Genomic DNA, 23953 nt, shown 5'->3' on the forward strand with positions numbered 1-23953 from the left:
CCGTAGATGGGACAAATTGCTCGCGTGCGGGTTTCCTGCGGAAAAGATTCATACCTCGCTCCTCTCCATCCTGCCGAGTTGTCCGGCCGGATCCCGTCTTCGGAACCCGGGCAGCAGCCACCGAAGGAGGCCGGGCGTGCGCCGCGACCGTCCCGGGCTCGCAGGCGCCGCCGCGGGGTCGTTGCCGGGAAGCGGCCCGTTGAAGATGACGCCATTACAATTGATGACCTCGCGTTCCGTTTCTCCCGTCTCCGTGTCCTCGGCCCGGCTTTCTGTGGCAACGTCAACGGCCTTTGGGCGCAGGCGCGCGGCCTCTTCGGCCTCGCGGATGGCGGCTTCGCGCAGGCGACGTCGGGCGTCTTCGCGTTCCCGGCGTTCGGCGTCCTCGCGATACTCGCGTTGCAGAGCTTCCCGTGCGGCCCGCTGCTCCTCGATCGCCACGACGGAGTTCACGTCCTCGACCATTTTCCGGATGCGCGCGACGATCTCCGGATTGGAATCCACCTCCGAGGAGAGCACGCGCCTGCGCGCCTCGACATCGATCATGTCGAGCCATTCCTCAGCACTTTGCAGCCGGTCCTTGGCAAAGACATTCAGCGATGTGTCGATGGCGGCGAGAAAGGCGGCGTCGTAGCCCGGATGACGGCCAGTCAGCGGCCGGTAGGGATCGGGACGCTGCTCCGCGAGGGCGGAGAGCCGCGTGTGGCTGTCGGCCGGTGCGGTGCCGGTAAGCACATGGTAGAGCGTGGCGGCGAAGGAATAGAGATCACCCGCGGGGTTCTGCCGGGAGCCGGCGAGATAGAATTCCTGCGGCGAGTAGCCATCCTTGACCACCTGTAGCGCCGACAGCACCCGGCTGGCGCGGCGCGCCGTGTCCCGGGCGGCGCCGAAATCGATCAGGATCGGTTCGTTCCGGCCATCGAGCAGGATGTTGTCGGGCGAGATATCCCGGTGCAGGATGTCGAGCCGGTGAACGTGGGCGATCGCCTGGAGAATCTTGTGCGTGATCGCAACGACCAACGCCGGTGTGAGCCGGGCGGGCTCGTGCACGATGATGTCGAAGAGATCCCGCCCCTCAACATAGTCGAGCGCCATGTAGGCGGTGCCGTTGTCCTCGAAGACGTCATGCACGCCGACGATGTTGGGATGGTCGAGCTTGGCCAGCCGCCGCGCCTCCTCGCCGAAGAGCCGCACCACCGTCTCGAACTCGGTCTGCTGGCAGCGCGACCGCGCGCGGACCGTGTCGGCGCTGCGATAGCACATCGTGGACGGATAGCATTCCTTGAGCACCACGCGGCGTTCAAGCCGGTTGCGCGCCAGATAAGTGATGCCGAAACCGCCAGCGTTGAGAAAGCGCTCCACGAGGTACTGCCCCTGCAACAGCGGCGTGCCGGGGGGCAGGCTGTCAGGGGGAGCGCCAATGGGAAGTGGCTGCGCTGTCATCGTCCTTTGCACCGGTTCCGTTCAAGAGAGTCGTCACGGCCTTTGGCCTGCCGTCGCGAATACCGGATTCTGGCGCCGACTTTGGCGGGAATGGGGCGACTTCCTCGCCGGATTGGCGGATTAAGTCTCTAATTTTAATGTGTTTTTGTCGGTCCGGGGTAGCTGCTGCGGTGTCTTGCGATCAACCGCCTGTGCGGAAACGAGAAATCTCGCTGCGCGGACTCATCCGCGCTGTCGGGAAGCGATTGCGGAAATTGCGCCCATAGTTGATGGAAGCTTTCCGGCAACTGCCCTAGGCTGCGCGTTACAGGTCGCCTCCGGAGGCGCAAGGGCGCAGGTGCCATGCCAGAAATCTCGGTCGTCGTGACATCCTACAATATCGAGCGGTACATCGACGACTGCCTCGCGGATATCGCCGCGCAGACGCTGCCGGACCTCGAGATCATCGTCGTCGACGATGGCTCGCGCGACGGGACGCCCGACATTATCCGCGACTGGGCGGCGCGGGACGCACGGATCCGTCCGGTGCTGTTGGAGGAGAACTCGGTCGGTGGCGTTGCGACGGCGGCCAATGCGGGAATCGATTTGGCAACCGGGCGATATATCGGCTTCGCCGACGGCGATGACCGCTACGATCCGACGATGTTCGCTCGCCTGCTGGAGGCGGCCGTGTCGGCCGACGCGGATCTCGCGATCTGCTCCTATTTCAACTTGGACACCGAGACTGGCGAGACCGGCCTTCCCTCCGACGCGGCCCGATGGGCGGAAATCGCCTCGGAGGGTGTCCTCGAACTCGACACCGCCGGACGCCGGCGGCTGCTGGCGCTGAACGCGGTGCCCTGGCGTAAGATCTATTCCGCGCGGTTTCTTAATGACCACGACATCAGGTTTCCGGTGGGGCCGTTCTTCTACGAGGACAACCCGTTCCACTGGTTCACCACTCTGTCGGCCAACCGCGCGGCGTTGGTCGATGCGCGGCTCTGCCGGCATCGGGTGGGCCGGATCGGCCAGACCACCTCCGCGGTGGATGCCCGCCTGCTGCGCATGTTCGCGCACCATGCGATCATCAAGCGCTGGATCGAGGAGACCGGACAGGACGCCGAGTTCCGCAGCGACCTTCTGGTCTGGGCGGCGCGGCAGCTCTCCTGGATCGGACGAAAATGTCCGGACGACCTTCGCACCAACCTCTTCGCGGCCATCGATGGCGTCGTTGCGCTGCATGAAGCGGACGAGATCGATGATCCCGACATGCGCCGCCGCATCGGCCGGAGGACGGCGGAGCTTCTGGCATCGGCGAAATCAGGCGATTTCGAGAGCTTCTGCGCCGGGCTTGACGAGTCGGTCGCGCGGACACCGAAACGGCGGGCGGGCGCCGCCGCCCGTTTCCTGAATCGGTTCAGAGGCCGCGCCTAACCGGCTGGGCAGAGCGCGTCGAAGCCGCCCTTCCAATAGGAAGCGGTGCATGCCTGGCGCCGCTGCGATGGCAGGTGACGCCGCCAGCCGGTGAGCGGAACGACCAGCGGCAGCCGCTCGGAATTGGAGCCGAGCGCGTCGGAATGGGTGAGGCCGGCCAGCGCCCTTGCTTCCTCCGGCGTCGGGTGCTCGACCAGCCGCAGCAGCGGCTCGCCCCAGCACTGGCGCGCGAGGGTCTCGGGCGAGAAATGGTCGAGCAGGTAGAGATGTTCCTCCACGAAACGTGTGATGCCCTGCTGCACGCGCATGGCCTTGCCGGCATACTCCACCTCTTCCCGCGAAGGCGTCTCGAGCACGGCGACGATCCGGCCGTCGCTGTCGCGCTCGAGGCCGACCGTGGTGCCATGATCTGCGGTCATGGCGAATTCCAGGAGCTGCAGACCGCCGGCATGGAGCGCCGCCTGCACCCGGTCGCGCTCCGGGCCGCTGGTCATGAAGCCTTCCATTTGGAGGCCGCGCGCCTCGTTGAAGGCGGCACCCGGCAGCATTCCGAGATAGAGTCCGATCAGCCGGTCCCGGTCGCCCGGCTCGGTCAGGGAATTTGCGAAGAGCCTCTGGATGTTGCCGACCCAGCCGATATCGACAAAGCCTACCCGCTTCGCGTCCCCGAGCGCCTGCTGGTAATAGGTCTGCAGGTCTGCGCGGGCCGAGGCGTTTTTCTGAAGAACCTCCATGTGAACCGCATCGAGAGCCTTGGCCACGCGCCAGGACTCGGACGGTGCAACTGGCCTGTCGATGTCTTCGATGCCGAAGCGGGCGAGCTCCTCGAGATGGTCCACGGCGTCAAGGCCGACCGCGCCGAAGGAGCGTCGGGCGCTCTTGGGGCGGCGGCCTATGGTGATCCGGCGGGTCTGCTCGCTGTCCCACTCGCGCATCCCTGTGAGATAGCCCACCTGCCGCGACATGTAGAAATACTCGGCTTCGACAGCGTCGCATCCGGCGGACGACCTGATCATCTCGAAGAGGCGGAACGGCAGGCGGCCGTCGCGGGCGATGAAAAGCAGCTTGCCGAGACTGAGGCGCCGGCTCTGCCAGGCCAGCCAGAGAGTGAAGCCGAAGAGCAGCGGCCCGAACGACCGGTAGCCGATCTGCTCGAGCGTGCCCTCGGGCTGGAAGATGCGCGACGGGCGGCACTCGGCAAAGCCGGCGATTGCGGCGACAGCATTGCCGCCGAAGGTTGACTCCTCGGGTTGCGCTGTATTCGCGACGTCAGCCCAGGTCGCGAATTCGGTCCGAAGTCCGAGCCCGTCCGCCATCTCTACATCGGCACGTCGGTTGTCACCAACATGTAGCCAGGCCGGTGAGAGGGGCCAGTCCTGTGCCGCCGCGGCCAGCCGGTAGAGTTGGCCGGAGCGTTTCGTGACCCGATGTTCACCGGAGACGAAGAGCGGCAGTTCCGTTGCGCCCTGAAAGCCAGCCCGTTCCAGTTTGCCGAGGATCCACTCCGACGGCAGATACATGTCGCTCAGGAAACCGAGCTTGCGTCCCGCGGTGCGTGCGGCCGTGTAGCGCTCCAGCCCCTCCGGGCTCGCAAAGAGCAGCGTGTCCTCGAGCGACAGTTCGGTCGCCTTGAGGAAGCGCACCAGCGCGTCGGGCAGGTCGTGATCGTCCCGCATCTGCGCGAATATCTCGTCGAGACGGATCTCGGTGTCCCCGGATCGGGCCTCGCGCGCGCGTCGCGCGGCTCGTTCCGCATCGCGTCGCGCGGCGGCATATCCGTCCAGAAACGCTTGATGTTGCAGGGCGAAATCGCTCTCGAAAGCCTTGAGCCGAACCAGTTCGAAGACATCGACCGGCGCACGGACCTTGCGGTGCAGCAGCGTATCGAAGACATCGAAGGTCACGACCTCGACATCCTCCGTCAGCTCGGCCCAGCCTGTCATACCCAGCGCTTCCGAAGCCGGTTGAACCGGGACAACGCGTCGCCGACCGGCCCTCTGGACTTCTTCTGCGACGGCAGGGCAACGTCGCTGTCCATTCCGCCGGCGGACGACTCGGGCGTCCCTTGCGCTGCCAGAGCCTGCAGGACCTGAAGCGTGCCGAGCCCCGTCGCTCCCTCCCGGCGAATCCAGCGGTTGGTCAGAAGCGCGCGGAAGGCCGCGCTCTCAGACGGGTCTGTCCGGTCAGTGGCGCAGCGGTGGAAGGCGAGCCTCTCGGTATGGACCCAGACGTCATTTTCGAGACAGAAACGCTGGTGGAAATCCCACTCGGCAAGGACCGGCAGAGTCGTGTCGTAGAGGCCGACGTCGACTGCCGCCTGTCGGTCGAAAAGGAAGGCGATCGCCGGGAACGGGTTGGCGGCGATGCTGCGGCGGATGTCGAACACACCATTCCTCAGGTCGTCGCGAAGACCTGGCGGACGCCAGTCGCGCACCGAGTCAATGCGGACATGGTTGCCGGTGACGGACTCCTCCACACTGGCCACGCCGGAGACGACGCCCTTCAGGCCAGGCAGCGCCGCGTTCATCCGGTCAAAGGTCCGTGCCATCACATGCAGGAAGTCCGGTGCCCAACTGTCGCGCTCGGCATGGATGATCGCGAGTTCGGTTTCGAGCGCCGCAAGGCCACGATTGATCGCGGCGGCCGCGACCTCGTTCTCTTCGGACGGCAGCAGTGTGATGCGCGGATCTGTGGGATCGGGAAGCGCCTCCGCCAGGCTTCCGGATGCGTTGGCCGTCTCCACGATCACAAGGTGCCAGTCGCGGAAACTCTGCGATGCGATGCTCTCAAGCGCTCGACGGACCAGAACCGGCGTCGCCGCATCCGGCAGGACGATGCCGATACGGGCTGGACCGGGGTCAGTCATGTGCGGAGCCTCCGGGCTGAACAAGGGACGGGAGGGAGACGATGTCTCGCCGCTCGGCGAGTCGATTCTCTGCGATGCCAAGGCGGAACTCAACCCCGCCACTGCGGTGTGGTCGCTCGGACGCGGCCGCTTCCGGCTGCGGCGTCGGCCGGTCCGCCCTCCAACAGAATATCATTGTCGACCCACGGCAGGATCGCCGGGGGTGTGAGACGAAGATCGTCGTCTTTACTGCTTTGAAAGTGACGGCGAGAAAGAGTCTGCCCGCGCCATGTGCCGGCGAAGTGGCCCTGTACCAGACGGCATTTGACCGGAATGCGCTGGTTGCGGTCGGCGAATGTCAAGATGTCGCCCGGCGAAGCGCGGAGACCTCGGCGGGCTCAGGCGCGCGGCCCGAACCGGGTGTCCTGCTTCCGGTTGACAGTCGGGCCGGGTTGTTGCCATGACCGGGCCGAAGGAATTTCACTCGCCCGGACAACCCGGGCGCAGAAGCTGGACGTTGTTTGATGGGACTTGATATTTCGCCGCTGGCCATCCCGGAGGTCCTCCTGATCGCGCCGCAGCGGTTCGGAGACGCGCGGGGGTTCTTTTCGGAGACCTACAACCGTGACAGCTTCGCCGCGGCGGGGATCGACACACCATTCGTTCAGGACAATCATTCGCTGTCCGAGCGCGTGGGCACGATCCGGGGGTTGCATTTTCAGGCGCCGCCCCGGGCACAGGCCAAGCTTGTGCGCTGCGGGCGGGGACGGCTCTTCGACGTGGCGGTGGACATCCGCCGGGGCTCGCCCAGTTTCGGCAAGTGGGTCGGCGCGGAGTTGAGCTTCGAGAACGGGCACATGCTGCTGGTTCCGGCAGGCTTCGCACATGGTTTCGTGACGCTCGAGCCGGGCACCGAGATCGTCTACAAGTGCTCTGACACCTACGCGCCCGAGACCGAGGGCGCGATCCGGTGGGACGACCCGGAGATCGGCATCGACTGGCCCCTCTCGGGCCACGAACCGCAACTCTCGGGCAAGGATGCCGCCGCACCGCTGCTCGGCGAGATCGAGAGCCCGTTCACCTACGAGGCAACGACATGAAGATTCTCGTCACTGGCGGCGCCGGCTTCATCGGGTCAGCCGTGATCCGCCGCGCCATTGCCGATGGCCACGAAGTGGTCAATCTCGACGTGCTGACCTATGCTGCCTGCCTCGACAATGTCGCCGAAGTGGCCGATGCGTCGGGCTATACCTTCGAGCAGGCCGATATCCGCGACGCAGCCGCGATGGCGTCGATTCTGGAACGCCACGCCCCGGACGCGATCATGCACCTGGCCGCCGAAAGCCATGTCGACCGTTCGATCGACGGCCCGGCGGCATTCATCGAGACCAACATCGCTGGCACCTACGTTCTGTTGGAGGCCGCCCGCGCTCATTGGAATGCGCGCGGCAAGCCCGAGGGTTTCCGCTTCCACCACATCTCGACCGACGAGGTTTTCGGCTCGTTGGGCGAAACAGGCTTTTTCACCGAGGAGAGCCCCTACAGGCCGAACTCGCCCTATTCGGCCTCCAAGGCGGGCTCCGACCATCTCGTGCGCGCCTGGCACGAGACTTACGGCCTGCCCGTGGTTCTGACAAACTGCTCCAACAATTACGGCCCGTTCCAGTTCCCGGAAAAGCTCATCCCGGTTGTGATCCTGAAGGCGCTGGCGGGCGAGCCGATCCCGATCTACGGAAAGGGAGACAACATCCGCGACTGGCTGCATGTCGAGGACCACGCCGAGGCGCTGCTCCTCGTGCTGGAGAAGGGTGCTTTTGGGCGGTCCTACAATATCGGCGGCGAGAACGAGATGACCAATCTCGACCTCGTGCGAATGCTCTGCACTATCCTGGACCGGCTCAGGCCCGGCGCGCAGCCCTACGCTGACCTCATCACCTTCGTCACGGACCGGCCCGGCCATGACCGCCGCTACGCGATCGATCCCGCGCGGATCCGGGCGGAGCTCGGCTGGCGGCCGTCGCACACGCCCGAGACCGGGCTGGAACAGACCGTGCGCTGGTATCTCGACAACGAGCCCTGGTGGCGGAAGCTTCAGGCGCGCACGGGCGTGGGAGAGCGGCTCGGAGTCGCGAAATGAAAGCGCTGGTCATAGGCCGGACCGGGCAGGTCGCGACCGAGATCCTGCGCCGCGCGGCGGCCCACGGGATCGCGGCCGAGGCGCTGGCGCGGCCCGAGATCGACCTTGCCGATCCCACGAGCTGCGCCGAAGCGGTTCGCACGGCCGCGGCCGATGTGGTGATCAATGCCGCTGCCTATACCGCCGTCGACAGGGCCGAGAGCGAGCCGGAGCTGGCGCAGGCGATCAATGCCGAAGCGCCGGGGGCCATGGCGCGGGCGGCGGCAGAGCGCGGCATCCCTTTCCTGCACGTCTCGACCGACTATGTCTTTGATGGCTCCGGTCACGAGCCTTGGGCGACCGGCGACGCGACCGGCCCGCTGGGCGTCTACGGCGCCACAAAGCTCGACGGCGAGCGGCAGGTGGCGGCGGCCGGTGGGCCGCACGTGATCCTGCGCACCTCCTGGGTCTTCTCCGCCCATGGCGGGAATTTCGTCAAGACGATGCTGCGGCTGGCCGAGAGCCGCGACAGGCTCACAATCGTCGCCGACCAGATCGGTGGGCCGACGCCCGCGGCCGACATTGCCGAAGCGCTACTGACTCTTGCGAAAGCCGGCCCCTCGGCCCCTGGCGGCCTCTTCCATTTCTCGGGGCAGCCGGACGCAAGCTGGGCCGGTTTCGCCCGCGAGATCTTCGCTCAGGCCGGACGCTCCGTGGCGGTCGAGGACATTCCCACCACCGCCTACCCGACTCCGGCGGCGCGCCCGCTCAACTCCCGGCTCGACTGCTCGCGGATCGCCGAGACCCACGGCATCGCCCGCCCTGATTGGCGAGCCGGCCTCGCAGCGGTTCTCGCCGAGCTCGGCGCGACCTAAAAGGACAGGACATGCAACGCAAGGGCATCATCCTCGCCGGCGGTTCCGGCACGCGGCTCTACCCGATCACCATGGCGGTCTCCAAACAGCTGCTGCCGGTTTACGACAAGCCGATGATCTTCTATCCGCTCAGCGTGCTGATGCTGGCAGGGATCCGCGAGATCGCGATCATCACCACGCCGCAGGACCAGGAACAATTCCAGCGGGCGCTCGGTGACGGCAGCCAATACGGCATTTCCATCACCTGGGTGGTCCAGAATTCGCCCGACGGGCTCGCGCAGGCCTATACACTCTGCGAGGATTTCCTGGCAGGGGCTCCCTCTGCGATGATCCTCGGCGACAACATCTTCTTCGGTCACGGCCTGCCGGACCTGCTGGCCTCGGCCGACGCCCGAAGGACAGGTGGCACCGTCTTTGCCTATCGCGTGGCCGATCCCGAACGCTATGGCGTCGTTGCCTTCGAGGGCAGCAAGGTGCGCCATATCGTCGAGAAGCCGAAGGTGCCGCCGTCTCGCTTCGCGGTCACCGGGCTCTATTTCCTCGACGGCGACGCGCCGAACCGCGCCCGCGAGGTCCAGCCCTCCGAGCGCGGCGAGCTGGAGATCACGACGCTCCTGGAGATGTATCTCGCAGATGAGATGCTCGATGTCGAAACCATGGGCCGTGGCTTCGCCTGGCTCGACACCGGCACGCATGGTTCCCTGCTCGATGCCGGAAACTTCGTTCGCACCCTGACCGAGCGGCAGGGCATGCAGTCGGGCAGTCCGGACGAGATCGCCTGGTCGCAGGGCTGGATCGACGACGACGCCCTGTCTGTCCGCGCCGAGAAGTACAAGAAATCGAACTACGGGGCTTATCTGAAGTCACTTCTGGAATAGTCTCTGGCCGCTCCAGGCAGTCGGATTGCGACAGAGGCGACGGCAGACGACCAGCGTAGACCGGAGCTCGGCATGGGGCAATCTCGCGGGATCGAGGCGCAGGGAGACGGCGCCCAGGGAACAGGCGGTTTCCTCGAGACCGGGCAGGTCCAGCGCTTCCGCTTCCGCTCGAAACGCCAGCGCGGCCCGGTTGGTGCTTTCCGAAAAATGGTTCGAAAAGCGCATGAGCATCCCTTTGAGCCCGAGAGGGGCGATCTGCGGAATATCGAGGGCGGATCCGTCGGACATTGGAGTTTCCGGTTGCCGGGTGACGCGGTCATGAGGGGGCGGAAGTCGTCGGCAGTTTCAACGCGATTGTCCGCGGACGGCGCACAGGGCAAGGTCTCCACCAGAGCTACAGGAACTCTCAACAGGTCATCCAGGACTGATGCGCCGGGCGGCTCCGGCAAATGCGCGACGCCGCCTTTCGGCGCCCGCGGCTGCTCTGCGTGACGTTGCACAATTTTGAGGCGATTTCCGCCCAATGGATGCGCAACCTGACCGGAGACCATTTCCCATGCGGACCGGATACGGGTAAGTTGCAGCGAGGAATTGCCAAGGACGGTGCGGACCGTTCTGATCCCGAGCGGATCACGGGGCAGGTTCCCGGCGGACACGGAGGTACCCAGAATGAAAATAACGACACGGATCGGACGGCGGGCGCTGCTTGCCGGGGCGACCGCCCTGACACTTGTCACCACCAGCGGCGGCGCGCTTGCCGCGGACAAGGTGAAAGTGGCGGCGATCTTCACATTGCCGGTGGAGCAGCAGTGGATCAGCCGAATCCACAAGGCGCTCAACGCTGCCGCCGAGCGGGGCGACATCGATTACCTCTTCTCCGAGAACGTGGCGAACACCGATTACGAGCGGGTGATGCGGGAATATGCGGAGGCCGGACAGCAGCTCATCGTCGGCGAGGTGTTCGGGTTGGAGCGCGCCGCGCGTAGTGTGGCGGCGGACTATCCCGAGACCGCCTTCCTGATGGGCTCGTCCTTCGGACCCGAGGCGCCGAATTTCTCGGTCTTCGACAACTACATCCACGAGCCGTCCTATCTGACCGGCATGATCGCGGGCGAGGCGACCGAATCGAACGTGATCGGCATGGTCGGCGGCTACGCGATCCCCGAGGTGAACCGCCTGATGAACGCCTTCATGGAAGGTGCGCGGGAGGTGAACCCGGACGTGAAGTTCCTGGTGAACTTCATCGACAGCTGGTACGATCCGCCGAAGGCCAAGGAGAGCGCCTTCGCGATGATGGATGCGGGCGCCGACGTGATGTATGCCGAGCGTTTCGGCGTTTCGGACGCCGCTGTGGAGCGCGGCGTGACGGCGGTCGGCAACGTGATCGATACCTCGGCGGACTACCCGAAAACGATCCTCGCCTCGGCGATCTGGCACATGGAGCCGACCATCGACAAGGCGATCGCCGAAGTCGCCGCGGGAACCTTCGAGGCCGCGGATTACGGCGTCTATTCCTACATGGAATATGGCGGCGGCTCGGTCGTGGTCGACGAGACGCTGGTGCCGGCGGAGGTGCTTGACGCCGTGAAGGCCAAAGAGGCGGCGATTCTGTCCGGTGACTTCACCGTCGAGGTGAACGACGAGGCGCCGGTTTCGGACATGTGAGAGAATGGCGGTGCTGACGCCGCTGATGTGTCGCCCGGCGGCAACGCCGGGCAGCGCCCGCCCCGCCCGATGGGCGGGCGCTTCACACCCACCCCGGGACGGGCGCTGCCCTCCTCGAGCCGTGCGACTGCCGTGCAATGAACACTCCCCGCCCTGTCCTCTCGCTCCGTGGCATGACCAAGCGCTTCGGCCCCGTTACCGCGGCCGACCATATCGACCTCGAACTCGGCCGCGGCGAGGTGCTGGCGCTTCTGGGCGAGAACGGGGCCGGCAAGACCACGCTGATGAACATGCTCTTCGGCCAGTACACGGCTGATTCCGGCAGCGTCCATGTCTGGGACGCGGAGGGAAGAGAGCACGTCCTTCCGCCCGGCCAGCCGCAGGCGGCGATCGAGGCGCGGATCGGCATGGTCCACCAGCACTTCACCCTGGCCGAGAACCTCTCCGTCATCGACAATATCCTGCTTGGGACCGAACCGCTGCTGCGCCCGGGCCGCAACCGCCGGGCCGCCCGCGAGAAGCTTGAGGCGCTGATGGCCGAATCCGGCCTTGTCGCGCCGCTCGACGCTCGCATCCGCGAACTCTCGGTCGGCGAGCGGCAGCGGGTCGAGATCCTCAAGGCGCTCTACCGCGACGTCCGCATCCTCGTGCTCGACGAACCCACCGCGGTGCTCACCCCACAGGAGGCCGATGGGCTTTTCGCGGCGATCCGCGGCATGGTGGGCAGGGGGCTGTCGGTCATCTTCATCTCCCACAAGCTCCGGGAAGTGCTTGCCTTTTCCGACAGGATCGCGGTGCTCCGGCACGGACGGAAGACCGGCGAGATGGTGACCTCGGAGGCCGATGCCGACGCGATCATCCGAATGATGATCGGCGAAGCGCATGACGCGCCGGAACGGACGGCGGGCACCCCCGGCGAAACGGTGCTGCGGCTCGACACTGTCACGATCCGGCCGGGGCGCGACTCGCGCGGGCTGAAGGAGGTGCAGCTCGACCTGCGCCGCGGCGAGATCGTCGGGATCGCCGGCGTCTCGGGCAACGGGCAGAGCGCGCTGGCGGGCGTGCTCTCAGGCCTCCTTGTCCCCGATTCCGGCGCGATCGAAGTCGGCGGCGAACGGCTGACCGCGCTTACGCCGCGCCTTGCGCTGTCGCACGGGGTCGGGCGCATTCCCGAGGATCGCCACCATGACGGGATCGTCGCCGCGATGAGCGTGGCCGAGAATCTCGTGATCGAGCGGCTCGGCTCCGCGGATGTGCAGCGCCGGGGCTTCCTCCGGCGCGGCGCGATGGCGGAGAATGCCGAGGCGCTGAGCGCTGCCTATGACGTGCGCGGCCCTGGCATCCATTCCCGCGCCGCGCTTCTGTCCGGCGGCAACATTCAGAAACTGATCCTCGCCCGGGTGCTTGAAACCGACCCCGCCGTGATCCTCGCCAACCAGCCGACGCGGGGGCTCGACTTCCGCGCCAGCGCCGAGGTTAGCCGCCGGCTGATCGCCGCGCGCGACCGCGGTGCCGGGGTGATCCTGATCTCCGAGGATCTCGACGAGATCCTCTCGCTCGCCGACCGCATCCTGGTGATGCATTCCGGCGCGCTTGTCGAAACCGAAAGCCGGGACCGCGCGTCCATCGGCCAGCTCATGGCGGGGCACGCGGCATGATCGAGATTGTTCCAAGGGACCGCCCCTCCGGCCTGCTGACCGCCGGCGTTCCGGTGATCGCCGCCGTCGCCTCGCTCCTACTGGCCGCGATCCCGCTGGCCTTCGCCGGCGCACCGATCTTCGCGGCCTACGGCCAGATGGTCACCGGTGTCTTCGGCTCGCTCTTCGCCTTTACCGAGATGCTGACCCGGGCCACGCCGCTGATCTTCACCGGCCTGGCCGCGGCCGTCGCCTTTCGCGCGCGGCTCTGGAACATCGGCGGCGAGGGTCAGCTTTATCTCGGCGCGATGGCGGCGGTGTGGGTCGGGTCGGGCGCGGTCGACGGGCCGGCCGCGCTGATGATTCCGCTGGTGCTGGTCGCGGGCGCCGTCGCGGGCGGGCTCGGGATGCTCGGCCCGGCCTGGCTCAAGACGCGCTTCGGTGCCGACGAGGTGGTGACCTCGCTGCTCCTCAACTTCATCATCCTGATCTTCGTCCAGATGATGCTCGAGGGGCCGCTGAAGGATCCGATGTCGCTCGGCTGGCCGCAATCCGAGCCGATCATCGATGCCGCCGCCCTGCCGCAACTCATCGCCAAGATGCGCCTGCATGCGGGGTTCCTGCTCGCCATCGCGATGGCGCTCGTCGCCCATGTCATCCTGGCGATGACGATATGGGGCCTGCAGATCCGCGCGGTCGGCGAGAACGCCGCCGCCGCGCGCCATGCGGGCATGCCGGTGCGCCGCATCTTCCTCTCGGTCGCCTTTGCCTCGGGAACGCTGGCCGGGCTTGCCGGCGTCTCCGAAGTGGCCGGGCTCAAGGGCTACCTCACCGCCGACCTTTCGCCGGGCTTCGGCTATACCGGCATCGTCGTCGCGATGCTGGCCGGGCTCTCGCCAGTTGGTGTTGTCTTCGCGGCGCTCTTCATCGCCTCCGTTTTCGTCGGCACCGACTCCATGAGTCGGGCAATGGGCGTCTCCTCCTTCCTCGCCGATCTGACCGTCTCGATGTCGCTGATCTGCGTGTTGCTTGGCGGCTTCTTCGCGCGGTTCCGGATCCGCCGTATCCGCCGGGAGGCCGACGCATGATGGACCTCCTGCAGATCTTCCTCTCCGAGAGCTTCTGGGCGGCGTCGCTGCGCATCGCCACGCCGCTCATTTTCGGCGTACTCGGCGCTCTCATGTGCGAGCGCGCAGGTGTCCTGAACCTCGGTATCGAGGGGATCTTCGTTGCCGGGGCGATGATGGGGTGGCTGGTGACCTACCTCACCGGCTCGCTCTGGCTCGGTGTGATCGCCGCGGCGCTCGCAGGCGCGTTCTTCGGGCTGTTCCACGCGATTCTCACCGTGCCCCTGGGCCTCTCGCAGCATGTCTCGGGGCTTGGCATAACCATGTTCGCCACTGCGCTCATGTCCTTCACCTATCGCACCGCCTTCCCGCAGGTCTCCACGCCCCCGCGCATCGAGCCCTTCCGCGCGCTCGACATTCCGGTCCTGTCGGACCTGCCCTTCCTCGGCCCGGTCCTCTTCCAGCAGACCGCGCTGACCTGGCTGGCCTTGCTGATGGTCGCGCTCGTCTGGTGGCTGATGGATCGCTCCGCGCTTGGCGTCGCGATCAAGGCGGTGGGCGACAACCCGGACGCGGTGAATGCGCAGGGCCTCTCGGTGTACCGCCTGCGCATCGGCGCGGTGGTGGCGGGCTCCGCGCTGATGGCGCTCGGCGGTGCGTTCCTCACCATGTCGGCCTTCGACGCCTTCTTCTTCGGCATGGTCAACGGGCGCGGCTGGATCTGTATCGCGCTGGTGATCTTTGCTTCCTGGCAGCCGGGTAAGGCGCTCCTCGGGGCACTGCTTTTCGGCATGTTCGACGCGTTGCAGGTTAGGCTCCAGACCATGGCCGGCGCCATCGTGCCGGGGCAAGTCTTCCTGATGGTGCCCTATGTGCTTTCGATCATCGCGCTGATTCTCGCGGCGCGGAAGGCCGATTACCCGCGGGCGCTGTTGCAACCCTGGTTCAAGGGGCAGCGGTAGGAATGGGCCGCCGTTCGATCCCCTATCGCCCGGCCGCAAGGCCGCGCCGCGCCCGCCCCTCCCCTCGGGAGGGCGCTTCTCGCCCACCCCGCGGTTCCGGCGCCGCCCTTCTCACTCAAACACGCCCCGGGAGCCTCCTATGCTCGACCTCCTGATCAAACACGCCACGCTCCCTGACGGAACCACCGGCACCGATATCGCCTGCGCGAATGGCACGATCACTGCCATCGAGCCCGGAATCACCGCCGAGGCCGCCCGCACTATCGACGCCACCGGCCGCCTCGTCTCGCCACCCTTCATCGACCCGCATTTCCACATGGACGCGACGCTCTCGCTCGGACGGCCTCGGATGAACGAGTCGGGGACCCTGCTCGAAGGCATTGCCCTCTGGGGTGAATTGAAGGAGATCCAGACCGTCGAGGAGATCGTCGAGCGCGCGCTGGCCTATTGCGACATTGCCGTGTCGATGGGGATCGGTGCGATCCGCTCCCATGTCGACACGTGCGACGACCGTCTGACCGGCGTGCAGGCCCTCCTCGAAGTCCGCGAGAAGGTGAAGGACTATCTCGACCTGCAACTCGTCGCTTTCCCGCAGGACGGCGTGCTGCGCGACAAGACGGCGATGGAGAACACAATCCGCGCCCTCGACATGGGCGTGGACGTGGTCGGCGGCATTCCGCATTTCGAGCGCACCATGTCGGACGGCACGGAGTCCGTCCGCCGCCTTTGTGAGATTGCCGCCGAGCGCGGGCTGATGGTCGACATGCATTGCGACGAGAGCGACGATCCGCATTCGCGCCATGTCGAGGCGCTCGCCTACGAGACGCAGCGGCTCGGGCTCCAGGGGCGGGTCGCCGGTTCGCATCTCACATCGATGCACTCGATGGACAATTACTACGTCTCCAAGCTCATCGCGCTGATGGCAGAGAGCGAGCTCCGGGTGATCCCCAACCCTCTCATCAACATCATGCTCCAGGGCCGCCACGACACCTACCCGAAACGCCGCGGCCAGACCCGGGTGCGCGAGCTGCGCGATGCCGGGCTGACAGTGGGATTCGGCTCGGATTGCGTGAAGGACCCGTGGTATTCGCTCGGCTGCGCCGACATGCTCGACGTCGCCGCCATGGGGCTCCATGTCGGCCAGCTGTCCTCGCGCGCGGACATGCGCTGGTGCTTCGACGCCGTGACGGTGAACTCGGCCGAGATCATGGGGCTTGAGGGTTACGGGCTTGCCAAGGGCTGCAAGGCCAATCTGGTCGTCCTCCAGGCGCCTGACCCGATCGAGGCGATCCGCCTGCGCGCCACCCGGCTCTTCGTGATCCGCCGTGGCAAGGTCATCGCCGAGACGCCGGCCAGCACCGCCCGTCTCGCCATGTCCGGACGCCCCGAGACGCTCGACCCCAGTACGTGACACGCGGCGCGCGGCATTGCCCCCGCTGCAACAGGTCGCGCCGAAGCCGCCGGCGCGCCGCCGTTTCGACTGGCCTCGCCCTGCGTGATTGCTAGTCTCCGCCCGGCAGACCGGCTCGAGCAGGGAACAGACCTCAGATGCAGCACGCTTCGGCACCCGGGACACTCGCGGTGGATCTCGACGGAACGCTCCTGCGCTCCGACATGCTCTTCGAGAGCTTCTGGTCAGCCCTGTCCCGCGACTGGCGCAGCGGGTTGCGCAGCGTCGCTGCGCTGTCACAAGGCCGTGCTGCGCTGAAGCGGGCGCTGGCGGGTGCCTCGGACGTGGACGTGACCACGCTTCCCTATGACGCGGCGGTGATCGAGCGGGTGCGCGACTGGCGCGCGCGCGGCGGGCGCACGGCGCTGGTCACCGCCTCCGATCAGGCGATCGCCGAGGCGGTGGCCGCGCATCTCGGCCTTTTCGACGAGGTCCACGGCTCCGATGGCGACACGAATCTGAAAGGCGAGGAGAAGGCCGCCTTCCTGGAGACGCGCTATGGCGCCGGAAACTTTGCCTATATGGGCGATTCCCGCGCCGACCTCGCCGTCTGGGCACGCGCCGGAACCGCGATCACGGTCAACGCGCCGCAGGCGCTGCGCGACGAAGCCGCAGCCCGGGCGCCCGAGATCGAGCATGTCGGCGCTGCTAACCGATCATGGAAACCCTATCTCAAGGCGCTGCGCCCGCATCAGTGGATGAAGAACGTTCTCGTCTTGCTGCCGATGCTTGCCGCCCATCAGTTCATCCCGCTGACGCTGCTGCAAAGCCTCGGCGCTTTCCTGGCCTTCTCGCTGGTCGCCTCGTCGGTCTATGTGGTCAACGATCTGCTGGACCTCTCCGCCGACCGCGCGCATCCGCGCAAGCGCAACCGTCCCTTTGCCGCCGGCGCCATCCCGATCGCCGACGGAAGCTGGATGGCGGCGGGGCTGATCGGCGCGGGCACGCTCGTCTCGGTCCTGCTGGGCATGCCCTTCCTCATCATCATCGCGGTCTATTTCATCACCACGACAGCCTACTCGCTGGTGCTCAAGCGCCGTGCGATCATCGACATCTGCACGCTGGCTCTGCTCTACACGCTCAGGATCATCGCCGGCGGCACCGCCACCGGGATCCCGCTTTCGGTCTGGCTCCTGGCCTTCTCGATCTTCTTCTTCCTGTCGCTTGCCGCGGTGAAGCGGCAGGCCGAACTGGTCGACACGATCGGCCGTGACAAGGAGGGCATCTCGGGGCGCGGCTACACCGCCAGCGACCTGTCGGTGATCTCGATGATGGCGATCGCGTCGGGCTACGTCTCGGTGCTGGTCATGGCGCTCTACGTCAATTCGATCAACGTCATGGAGCTCTACTCCGCGCCGGCTTTCCTTTGGGGGATCTGCCTCGTGCTGCTCTACTGGATCAGCCGGGTGGTGATGATCGCGCATCGCGGCCATATGCATGACGACCCGGTGATCTTCGCAGTGCGCGACAAGATCAGCCGGGGTTGCCTCCTCGTCATCGTCGGCTTCGCCGTCGCCAGCGCGATCTTCTGACGATTCGACCCTAATCGCGGCCGTAGACATCCTCGTAGCGAAGGATGTCATCCTCGCCGAGATAGCTTCCGGTCTGAACCTCGATCAGCAGCATTGGCAGCTTGCCCGGATTGGCCATGCGATGCACCGTGCCGAGCGGTATGTAGACCGACTGGTTCTCGGTGACGAGCTTGACCTCCTCGCCCACGGTGACCTCGGCGGTGCCGGACACCACGACCCAGTGTTCGGAGCGGTGGTGATGGCTTTGGAGGCTCAGCTTGCCGCCCGGATGCACCATGATCCGCTTCACCTGGAACCGGTCGGCGATGCAGAGCGTCTCGTACCAGCCCCAGGGCCGGTGATAGCGTGGGTATTCGTCGGCCTGCGGAACCTTCGCCTCGCGCAGCGTCGCCACCACGCGCTTGACCTCCTGCGCGCGCGACTTGTCGGCCACCAGCACCGCGTCGCGCATCGCCACAACCACGGTATCCTTGAGCCCCAGCCCCACGACGCGCATGTTGCCGTCCTCGGAGCGCAGGTAGCTGTCGGCGCAGTCGAGCGCCGTGACCGCGCCATGCGTGGCCACGCCGGTTTCGTCGGGCCCTTCCTCCTGCCAGAGCGCGTCCCACGAGCCGAGATCGGACCACTGGCAATCGAGCGGCACGGCCGCGACACGGTCGGCTTTCTCCATCACCGCATAGTCGAACGAGATCGCTTCCGCCGCCGCGTAGTCTTCCGCGCCAAGCCGATAGAGCGTGAGGTCTTCCGCCGCCGCGCCAACAGCGGCGCGGCAGGGCGCGACGAGGTCGGGGGAGTGCGCCTCGAAGGCGGCGATCACATCGCCGGCGCGGAACAGGAAAATGCCGCCATTCCAGAGATATTTCTCGGCCGCCAAGAACCGCGCGGCCGTTTCCTCGTCGGGCTTCTCGCGGAAGCTCGCGAGCGGGATGGCCGCGCCGGACTCGTCAGGTTTCGCCGTCAGTTCGAGATAGCCATAGCCGGTCTCCGGCCGGTCGGGCGTGATGCCGAATGTCACAAGTGCGCCGGATTGCGCGGCCTGCTCGCCGCGTTCGACGGCAGCGAGAAAGGCCGGTGTATCGGTGATGACGTGATCGGAGGGGGCGACCAGCATCAGCGCCTCCGCCCCTTCGTCGCGTTCGAGGATCAGCGCGGCACAGAGGATCGCCGGTGCAGTGTCGCGCAAGCAGGGTTCAACAACGATCCGGGCGTCCGAGAGCCCGATATCCGACGCCTGCTGCGAGGCGAGGAAGCGGAAATCCTCGTTGGTCATCACCAGCGGCCGGTCGAATTGTGGGCCGGTCAGGCGGCGGAGGGTGTTCTGGTAAAGGCTCTCCTCTCCCAGAAGGGCGGCGAATTGCTTCGGATAGGCTTTGCGGGACGAGGGCCACAGCCGCGTCCCGGAGCCACCGCACAGGATTACGGGATGAATCATGATGGGTCTCCCTGGCAATACTTTCCCCGGGAGCAGGCCCAGGGACTCGATGTTGCGGGAAGGACTCGCATGTCAGAGACCGAATGACCAGCCCGGCGGGTAGATACTGATTGCCCACGCGCCGCGCTGTGGACATCGCGGCCCGGCTGGGGTTCGCTTACCGTGTGATGATGGGGACGGACCCGGGAGAACATGCGTGACGATTCGGCAGCGTTCATTGGCCATGTTTCGGACGGCAGGGTGGCGGGCCTGTCTGTTGGCGATGCTTGCCGGCGCAGCGGGACCGGCGGGCGCGGACCAGCAGCGGGAGACGGCGCATTTCGTGGTCACCGACAGGATCGTCACACCGGACTTGCCGGTCTTCGGAACCAATCTTTCCGGACTTGGGAACGGCCGACGGTTTTTGCCCGGCGGTAATTTCGAACCGATCATTTTTCGCAACATGTTCCTCGCAACGGGCGGGTCGGAGCGCCGGATTCTCGCGGCGCCACGGGACCTGTCGCATTACGACTCCTGGCGCGGGCGTGCCTTCGAAGGGGCTGATGTGGAGGTATTACGCATCGAGAACGGCGCCTTCCGTTCGGTGCGCCGCGACCGGGTCGCGCCGGGCGGCTACCACGCGAGCGGGTGGAGCCAGCAGCTCGGAGGGCAAGTGGTCGAACCGGACCGGACCGGCGTCGACGTTGTCGTTGCGCCATGGTCGCGTGCTGACACGATTTATCATTTTACGGTACGCAGTGTCGGGCGCGGTGGACGGTTGTCGCCGCCAGCGGACGCGGTGGCCGTGCCCTATTCCAAGCCCGAACAGGTGCCGGACGAGAGTGCCGACGGTCTGATCGACATCGAGCTCGGACGCGAGCGCCGCGGCCTTGCGCCCCCTGCCACCCTGCGCGGCCGGCAGAATGCCGACGGATCGATCCGGCTGGAGTGGGATCCGGTGCCCGGAGCGCGCGGCTACGCGGTTTATCGCTCGGACATTCCGCCCGATCGGCACGAGGGATATTCCATTGACCTCGACCGTGAGGGCGACTCCGTCCGGGCCGGAGATCTAGTGATCCTGCGCGCACGGCTCTTGCGAACGGACCAGGAGGCGCTGCTCACGAACCGCGTCTGGAATGCCGGCGGCGAGGCGGCGCTGTTCCGTCATCCGCTTCTGGAGCCATTCTCCGATATCGGACCGGGCAGTGACTGGAGCCTCGTTCAACATGACCCCGAGAGCCCGGTGCGGGAGCATGGAGACACCTTCCTCAGGGTCACGCTGGCACCCGGCACCCGCCTGCCGGTCGGGCGATACACCGATTCGGGGACCGGGCAGAGCTGGTGGCCGGTGCTGCACCCCGGCATGCCCTATCGTTTCGAAGTCTGGATGCGCGGCAAGGCGCTGACGCAGGTGAGCTTCTCGTTGCCGGGCGCCCACCGGGACGCGATCGCGCCGCACTCCTTTCGTGTCACGCCGGAGTGGAAGCTCTACAGCTTCATCTTCACTCCGAAGACGCTCTTTGACGGAACCGGCGTCAACCGGATGGAACTGATGCTTACCGGCCCCGGCACATTCGATATCGACAACCTGCGGGTCTATCGCGACGACGCGCCCTACATGGCGTTTCTGCCCGAGGATTTCGAGCGCCTCGAAGAGTCCCGCATGTCGCCGCTGCGGACCCACGGGCTGATCAAGACCGGCCGGCGCAGCTATGACCTTGCGCAGCTCACATCGCGTGGGCTCTATCCGCTCCTGGGCGAAATCGACCGGCTGGGCGCCGAGCCCTGGATCCAGATCGAGCCGCATCTGGCGCCGGAGGAATGGCGCGGTCTGGTCGAATATCTCGCGGCGCCGGAGCCGTCGAACGGCGTGGATGCGGAGGCCGCGCCATGGGCTGAAAAGCGCGTGGCCCAGGGCCATGCGGACCCCTGGACCGACCATTTTGAACGGATCTACTTCGAACTCGGCAACGAGACCTGGAACAGGCTCTTCGAGCCCTGGATCTTCCCCGAGATGAAGGATGCGACGCGCTGGCGCCGGTATGACAAGGGAGAGGTCTACGAGCTCTACCAGGAACATGTCCTGTCGCAGATGCGGCAGAGCCCCTATTGGGATCTGCTTGCGCCGAAGCTCGTTCCGGTGATCGGTGGCTGGGCCGGTTTCGACTACGGCATGAAGGCGGCGTCGGTGTCGCCGTCGTCGCAGTTCCTGACTCACACCGGGTATATCGGCGGCTGGGAGCAGAAGGTCGGACCCACGACGCCCACGCCCGAGTCGCTTTTCGGGGTACTGACCAACGTGCTGCGGAGCAAGGAGCCCTATACCGAACGGTATGTCGCCGACGCAGCCGAGGCTGCAGCGGCACGCGGTCTTCCTGTCGAGCTGGGAATCTATGAAGGCGGCCCGGGCTATGTGAAGAACGGGCTGAACGGGCGGAAGGTCACCGAGGCGGAAACCCGGTTGCAGGAGCTGGCAATGAAGGGGGCCGCGGCCGGCACTGCGACGCTCGACACCTTCCTGTCGGCGGCGCGCCACGGCATGCGCCTTCAAGCCTTTTTCCTCTACGCCGATGGAGACCACTGGGCCTCACACGCGAAATGGTATCGGGGCGGCGCGACCTTCCCCTCCTGGTACCTTCTGGCGCTCTTCAACAGGGTCGGGACCGGCGACATGCTCGATGTCGAAACCCTGGAAATGCCGACCGGCACGGTGCGGGCCGACAGGGACCGCGCGCCGATCGAGTCGGCGCCGATGGTCGCCGCCTATGCGACGCGGAAGGCAGATCGCGTGACGCTGTTCCTGGTCTCGCGCCGCGTGCCGGGCTATCCCGACCCGGCGGATGACGGCGTGAGTTCGGTGCTGGTGGACCTGCCCCTTCACTCCGCGCGCAAGGTGACGCGCTACCGGCAGTCGGGCGAATGGAACAGCGCAAATGTCGATGGGCGCGTGGTCCGGACGGTTGCGGAGACGTTGTCGGCGGAGGATTTCGTCCCGCAGCTCTCGGTGCCGGATCTCGGGCCCGCGGCCACCGAGGTCTTCGTCTTCGAGGGCGTCGAGTAGCGCCTCGGGACCGTTTCGGGAGGGAACCTATCCGCGCCTTGGCTGCCCCGGCCGGCCTTTTGCGCTGTGCAGCCGTGGTGCGAAGAGGGATCCCTTGTGGTCCTGTGCGGCCCGCGCCGGGCCGGGTGACGGCGGACGGAAAGGACTCGCCGGCACAGGTCCCGCGTGTGTGCCGCGAACGGGGTCGGGTGTTGCCTTTGCCGCTTCCGGCGCCGCCACGCGGGCCAGCTCCAGTCGCCCGGTCAAGGCGCCGGCCATCAGCCATGTGAAGGACAACAGGCCGGAATTCGGAATGAGGTCGATCATGTTGGCAGCCAGCATGATCGAAAGGGCGCAGGTCACCGCGTCGGGTGGTTCGCGCAAGGCACGCCTGGCGAGCAGCAGGATCGGCAGGCAGAACAAGCCGAAGGTCGAGAGATAGAGAACCCAGCCGCCAGTTCCGAAGAGGATCGCCCAGGCGCCGTCGGACACGGTGATGTCCCGCCCGGCCTCGTCGAAGACCCGCCAGCGTCCCCAGGACCCCCACCCGAAGACGGGCTTTTGCCGCGCCTTCTCGAGCATGATGTCCTCCTGGTTCAGGCGGTATTCGAGGGAGCCGGCGCGATCGGTGCTGATCTGTGCCGCGAAGGAGACGACGCTCTCGACCGGAACCAGCTGGTTTCCGCGCAGCACAGGATAAGTCAGGGTTATTGCGGCGATGCCGGCGGCGGCCAGCATCTGCATCCGTCCCGGCGCCAAGACCACGACCGGCCCGAGCAGGACGGCGACGGCGAGCGCGCCCAGAGACTTGCTCAGGACCAGCGTGACGAAGAGGAAGCCGGCGATGGCATAGAGGCGGGCCTTTCGATCCTGGGATGCGCTGCGTGCCCAGGCGAGTGCACCGAGGAAGGCGAGCGAAAGGAAGAGCGACAGTTGCAGGCCATGGTTCATGAAGACCAGCGGACGGAAACCGCCCTGCCGAATGTGCTGGATCCAGGAATGCGGAAAGAAGCCGTAGATCTGTCTGTTGAGCTGGGGCGACATCCGAACCTCCCAGAGCGCCGGGAAGGCATAGATCAAGGCGGCGATCACGAAAGCTGTCAGGAGATACCGTTGCGCCTGTGGCGAGGCGAGGTACTTCCGGGCAATCAGGAAGGGAAGGAGCAGGACCCCTTGGGTGAGAAGGGCCGAGAGGACGTCGTAATAGGTCAGGCCAGGGAGCACCGTCGTGCCGTAGACCAACGGTTCGTCGTTGAGAATGACCGTGATGGCCGATCCGCAGAAAATTCCCAGGAAACAGATCCGCACCCATGTTTCGCGCGGCAGCCAGCCGGAAAGGGAGGCCGCCTCGCCGGCTCCGGATCTGTGGCCACCGCGAACGGTCGTGGCATGCCGGATCAGCAGAAAAGCCGCCACCATTCCTGCCAGCGCCTTGTCGTAGGCTGGCAGCATCGGCAAGTCGATGACTGGCTGCTCCGGCAGCAGCAGGAGCGCGCCGAGGATTGCTGCGGATATGCCGGCAGGCAGCGGGAGCCGACGGAAGGCGGCAAGCGAAAAAACCGGCCAGGCGAAGATCATGACATAGGCAAATGCGTTCGGCATCACGTCGACCTCACGCC

At 66.3% G+C, this 23953-nt stretch carries 18 protein-coding genes; 12 read left to right on the plus strand and 6 right to left on the minus strand.

Annotated features, from left to right (window positions below; all coding sequences use genetic code 11):
- Positions 1 to 48: 48 nt before the first annotated feature.
- Entirely contained in the window at positions 49 to 1443 is a 1395-nt protein-coding gene (locus EU800_RS06955; protein ID WP_129629941.1) for a serine/threonine-protein kinase, read from the minus strand.
- Between the two features lie 342 nt (positions 1444 to 1785).
- Here EU800_RS06955 and EU800_RS06960 point away from each other — a divergent pair, with 342 nt between their 5' ends.
- Positions 1786 to 2856 (plus strand): glycosyltransferase, encoded by a 1071-nt coding sequence (locus EU800_RS06960; RefSeq protein WP_129629943.1) that lies wholly within the window; start codon positions 1786 to 1788, stop codon positions 2854 to 2856.
- On the opposite strand, the gene EU800_RS06965 is transcribed toward EU800_RS06960, so the two are convergent.
- Together EU800_RS06965 and EU800_RS06970 are read right to left on the minus strand one after the other, a co-directional pair.
- On the minus strand, positions 2853 to 4799 hold the full coding sequence (locus EU800_RS06965) for a hypothetical protein (RefSeq protein ID WP_129629945.1): 1947 nt from the start codon (positions 4797 to 4799) through the stop codon (positions 2853 to 2855). The genes EU800_RS06960 and EU800_RS06965 overlap by 4 nt on opposite strands.
- Positions 4796 to 5722, minus strand: a complete 927-nt coding sequence (locus EU800_RS06970) for a glycosyltransferase family A protein (protein ID WP_129629947.1) — start codon at positions 5720 to 5722, stop codon at positions 4796 to 4798. The genes EU800_RS06965 and EU800_RS06970 overlap by 4 nt, the downstream gene beginning before the upstream one ends.
- 503 nt (positions 5723 to 6225) lie before the next feature.
- Here EU800_RS06970 and rfbC point away from each other — a divergent pair.
- The 4 genes from rfbC to rfbA are packed head-to-tail and all read left to right on the plus strand — an operon-like array spanning position 6226 to position 9570.
- Positions 6226 to 6801, plus strand: coding sequence for a dTDP-4-dehydrorhamnose 3,5-epimerase (rfbC, locus tag EU800_RS06975; protein ID WP_129629949.1), 576 nt, complete (start codon positions 6226 to 6228; stop codon positions 6799 to 6801).
- Positions 6798 to 7838: a dTDP-glucose 4,6-dehydratase gene (gene rfbB, locus EU800_RS06980; RefSeq protein ID WP_129629952.1), complete on the plus strand. Its 1041-nt coding sequence runs from the start codon at positions 6798 to 6800 to the stop codon at positions 7836 to 7838. Before rfbC ends, rfbB begins: the two co-directional genes overlap by 4 nt.
- Positions 7835 to 8692, plus strand: a complete 858-nt coding sequence (gene rfbD / locus EU800_RS06985) for a dTDP-4-dehydrorhamnose reductase (RefSeq protein WP_129629953.1) — start codon at positions 7835 to 7837, stop codon at positions 8690 to 8692. Before rfbB ends, rfbD begins: the two co-directional genes overlap by 4 nt.
- An 11-nt stretch (positions 8693 to 8703) precedes the next feature.
- Positions 8704 to 9570, plus strand: coding sequence for a glucose-1-phosphate thymidylyltransferase RfbA (gene rfbA, locus EU800_RS06990; RefSeq protein ID WP_129629955.1), 867 nt, complete (start codon positions 8704 to 8706; stop codon positions 9568 to 9570).
- Here the strand turns inward: rfbA and EU800_RS06995 are convergent.
- Positions 9556 to 9858, minus strand: coding sequence for a carboxyltransferase domain-containing protein (locus tag EU800_RS06995; RefSeq protein WP_129629957.1), 303 nt, complete (start codon positions 9856 to 9858; stop codon positions 9556 to 9558). The two genes, rfbA and EU800_RS06995, sit on opposite strands and share 15 nt — an antisense overlap.
- A gap of 381 nt (positions 9859 to 10239) precedes the next feature.
- On the opposite strand from EU800_RS06995, the gene EU800_RS07000 reads away from it, so the two are divergent.
- From EU800_RS07000 to EU800_RS07025, 6 genes are all read left to right on the plus strand, one after another.
- Positions 10240 to 11235 carry a BMP family protein gene (locus EU800_RS07000; protein ID WP_129629959.1) on the plus strand — a complete coding sequence of 332 codons (996 nt, stop codon included), beginning with the start codon at positions 10240 to 10242 and terminating at the stop codon, positions 11233 to 11235.
- A 137-nt stretch (positions 11236 to 11372) separates the two neighbouring features.
- Positions 11373 to 12893, plus strand: a complete 1521-nt coding sequence (locus tag EU800_RS07005; protein ID WP_129629961.1) for an ABC transporter ATP-binding protein — start codon at positions 11373 to 11375, stop codon at positions 12891 to 12893.
- Entirely contained in the window at positions 12893 to 13960 is a 1068-nt protein-coding gene (locus EU800_RS07010; RefSeq protein ID WP_371685590.1) for an ABC transporter permease, read from the plus strand. The genes EU800_RS07005 and EU800_RS07010 overlap by 1 nt, the downstream gene beginning before the upstream one ends.
- The gene (locus EU800_RS07015) at positions 13960 to 14901 is read left to right on the plus strand and encodes an ABC transporter permease (protein WP_129630032.1); all 942 of its coding nucleotides are present in this window, start codon (positions 13960 to 13962) and stop codon (positions 14899 to 14901) included. The genes EU800_RS07010 and EU800_RS07015 overlap by 1 nt, the downstream gene beginning before the upstream one ends.
- 139 nt (positions 14902 to 15040) lie before the next feature.
- Positions 15041 to 16312, plus strand: a complete 1272-nt coding sequence (locus EU800_RS07020) for an amidohydrolase family protein (protein WP_129629965.1) — start codon at positions 15041 to 15043, stop codon at positions 16310 to 16312.
- A 137-nt stretch (positions 16313 to 16449) separates the two neighbouring features.
- Positions 16450 to 17883, plus strand: a complete 1434-nt coding sequence (locus tag EU800_RS07025; protein ID WP_129629967.1) for a UbiA family prenyltransferase — start codon at positions 16450 to 16452, stop codon at positions 17881 to 17883.
- 10 nt (positions 17884 to 17893) lie between these two features.
- On the opposite strand, the gene EU800_RS07030 is transcribed toward EU800_RS07025, so the two are convergent.
- Positions 17894 to 19315 carry a mannose-1-phosphate guanylyltransferase/mannose-6-phosphate isomerase gene (locus tag EU800_RS07030; protein WP_129629969.1) on the minus strand — a complete coding sequence of 474 codons (1422 nt, stop codon included), beginning with the start codon at positions 19313 to 19315 and terminating at the stop codon, positions 17894 to 17896.
- 196 nt (positions 19316 to 19511) lie between these two features.
- Between EU800_RS07030 and EU800_RS07035 the strand changes: the two genes are divergently transcribed.
- Positions 19512 to 22355 (plus strand): hypothetical protein, encoded by a 2844-nt coding sequence (locus tag EU800_RS07035; RefSeq protein ID WP_129629971.1) that lies wholly within the window; start codon positions 19512 to 19514, stop codon positions 22353 to 22355.
- Between the two features lie 27 nt (positions 22356 to 22382).
- On the opposite strand, the gene EU800_RS07040 is transcribed toward EU800_RS07035, so the two are convergent.
- Positions 22383 to 23936, minus strand: a complete 1554-nt coding sequence (locus tag EU800_RS07040) for a hypothetical protein (protein WP_129629973.1) — start codon at positions 23934 to 23936, stop codon at positions 22383 to 22385.
- Positions 23937 to 23953 lie beyond the last annotated feature (17 nt).

The organism is Tropicimonas sp. IMCC6043 (assembly GCF_004146235.1).
Taxonomy (GTDB): Bacteria; Pseudomonadota; Alphaproteobacteria; order Rhodobacterales; family Rhodobacteraceae; genus Tropicimonas.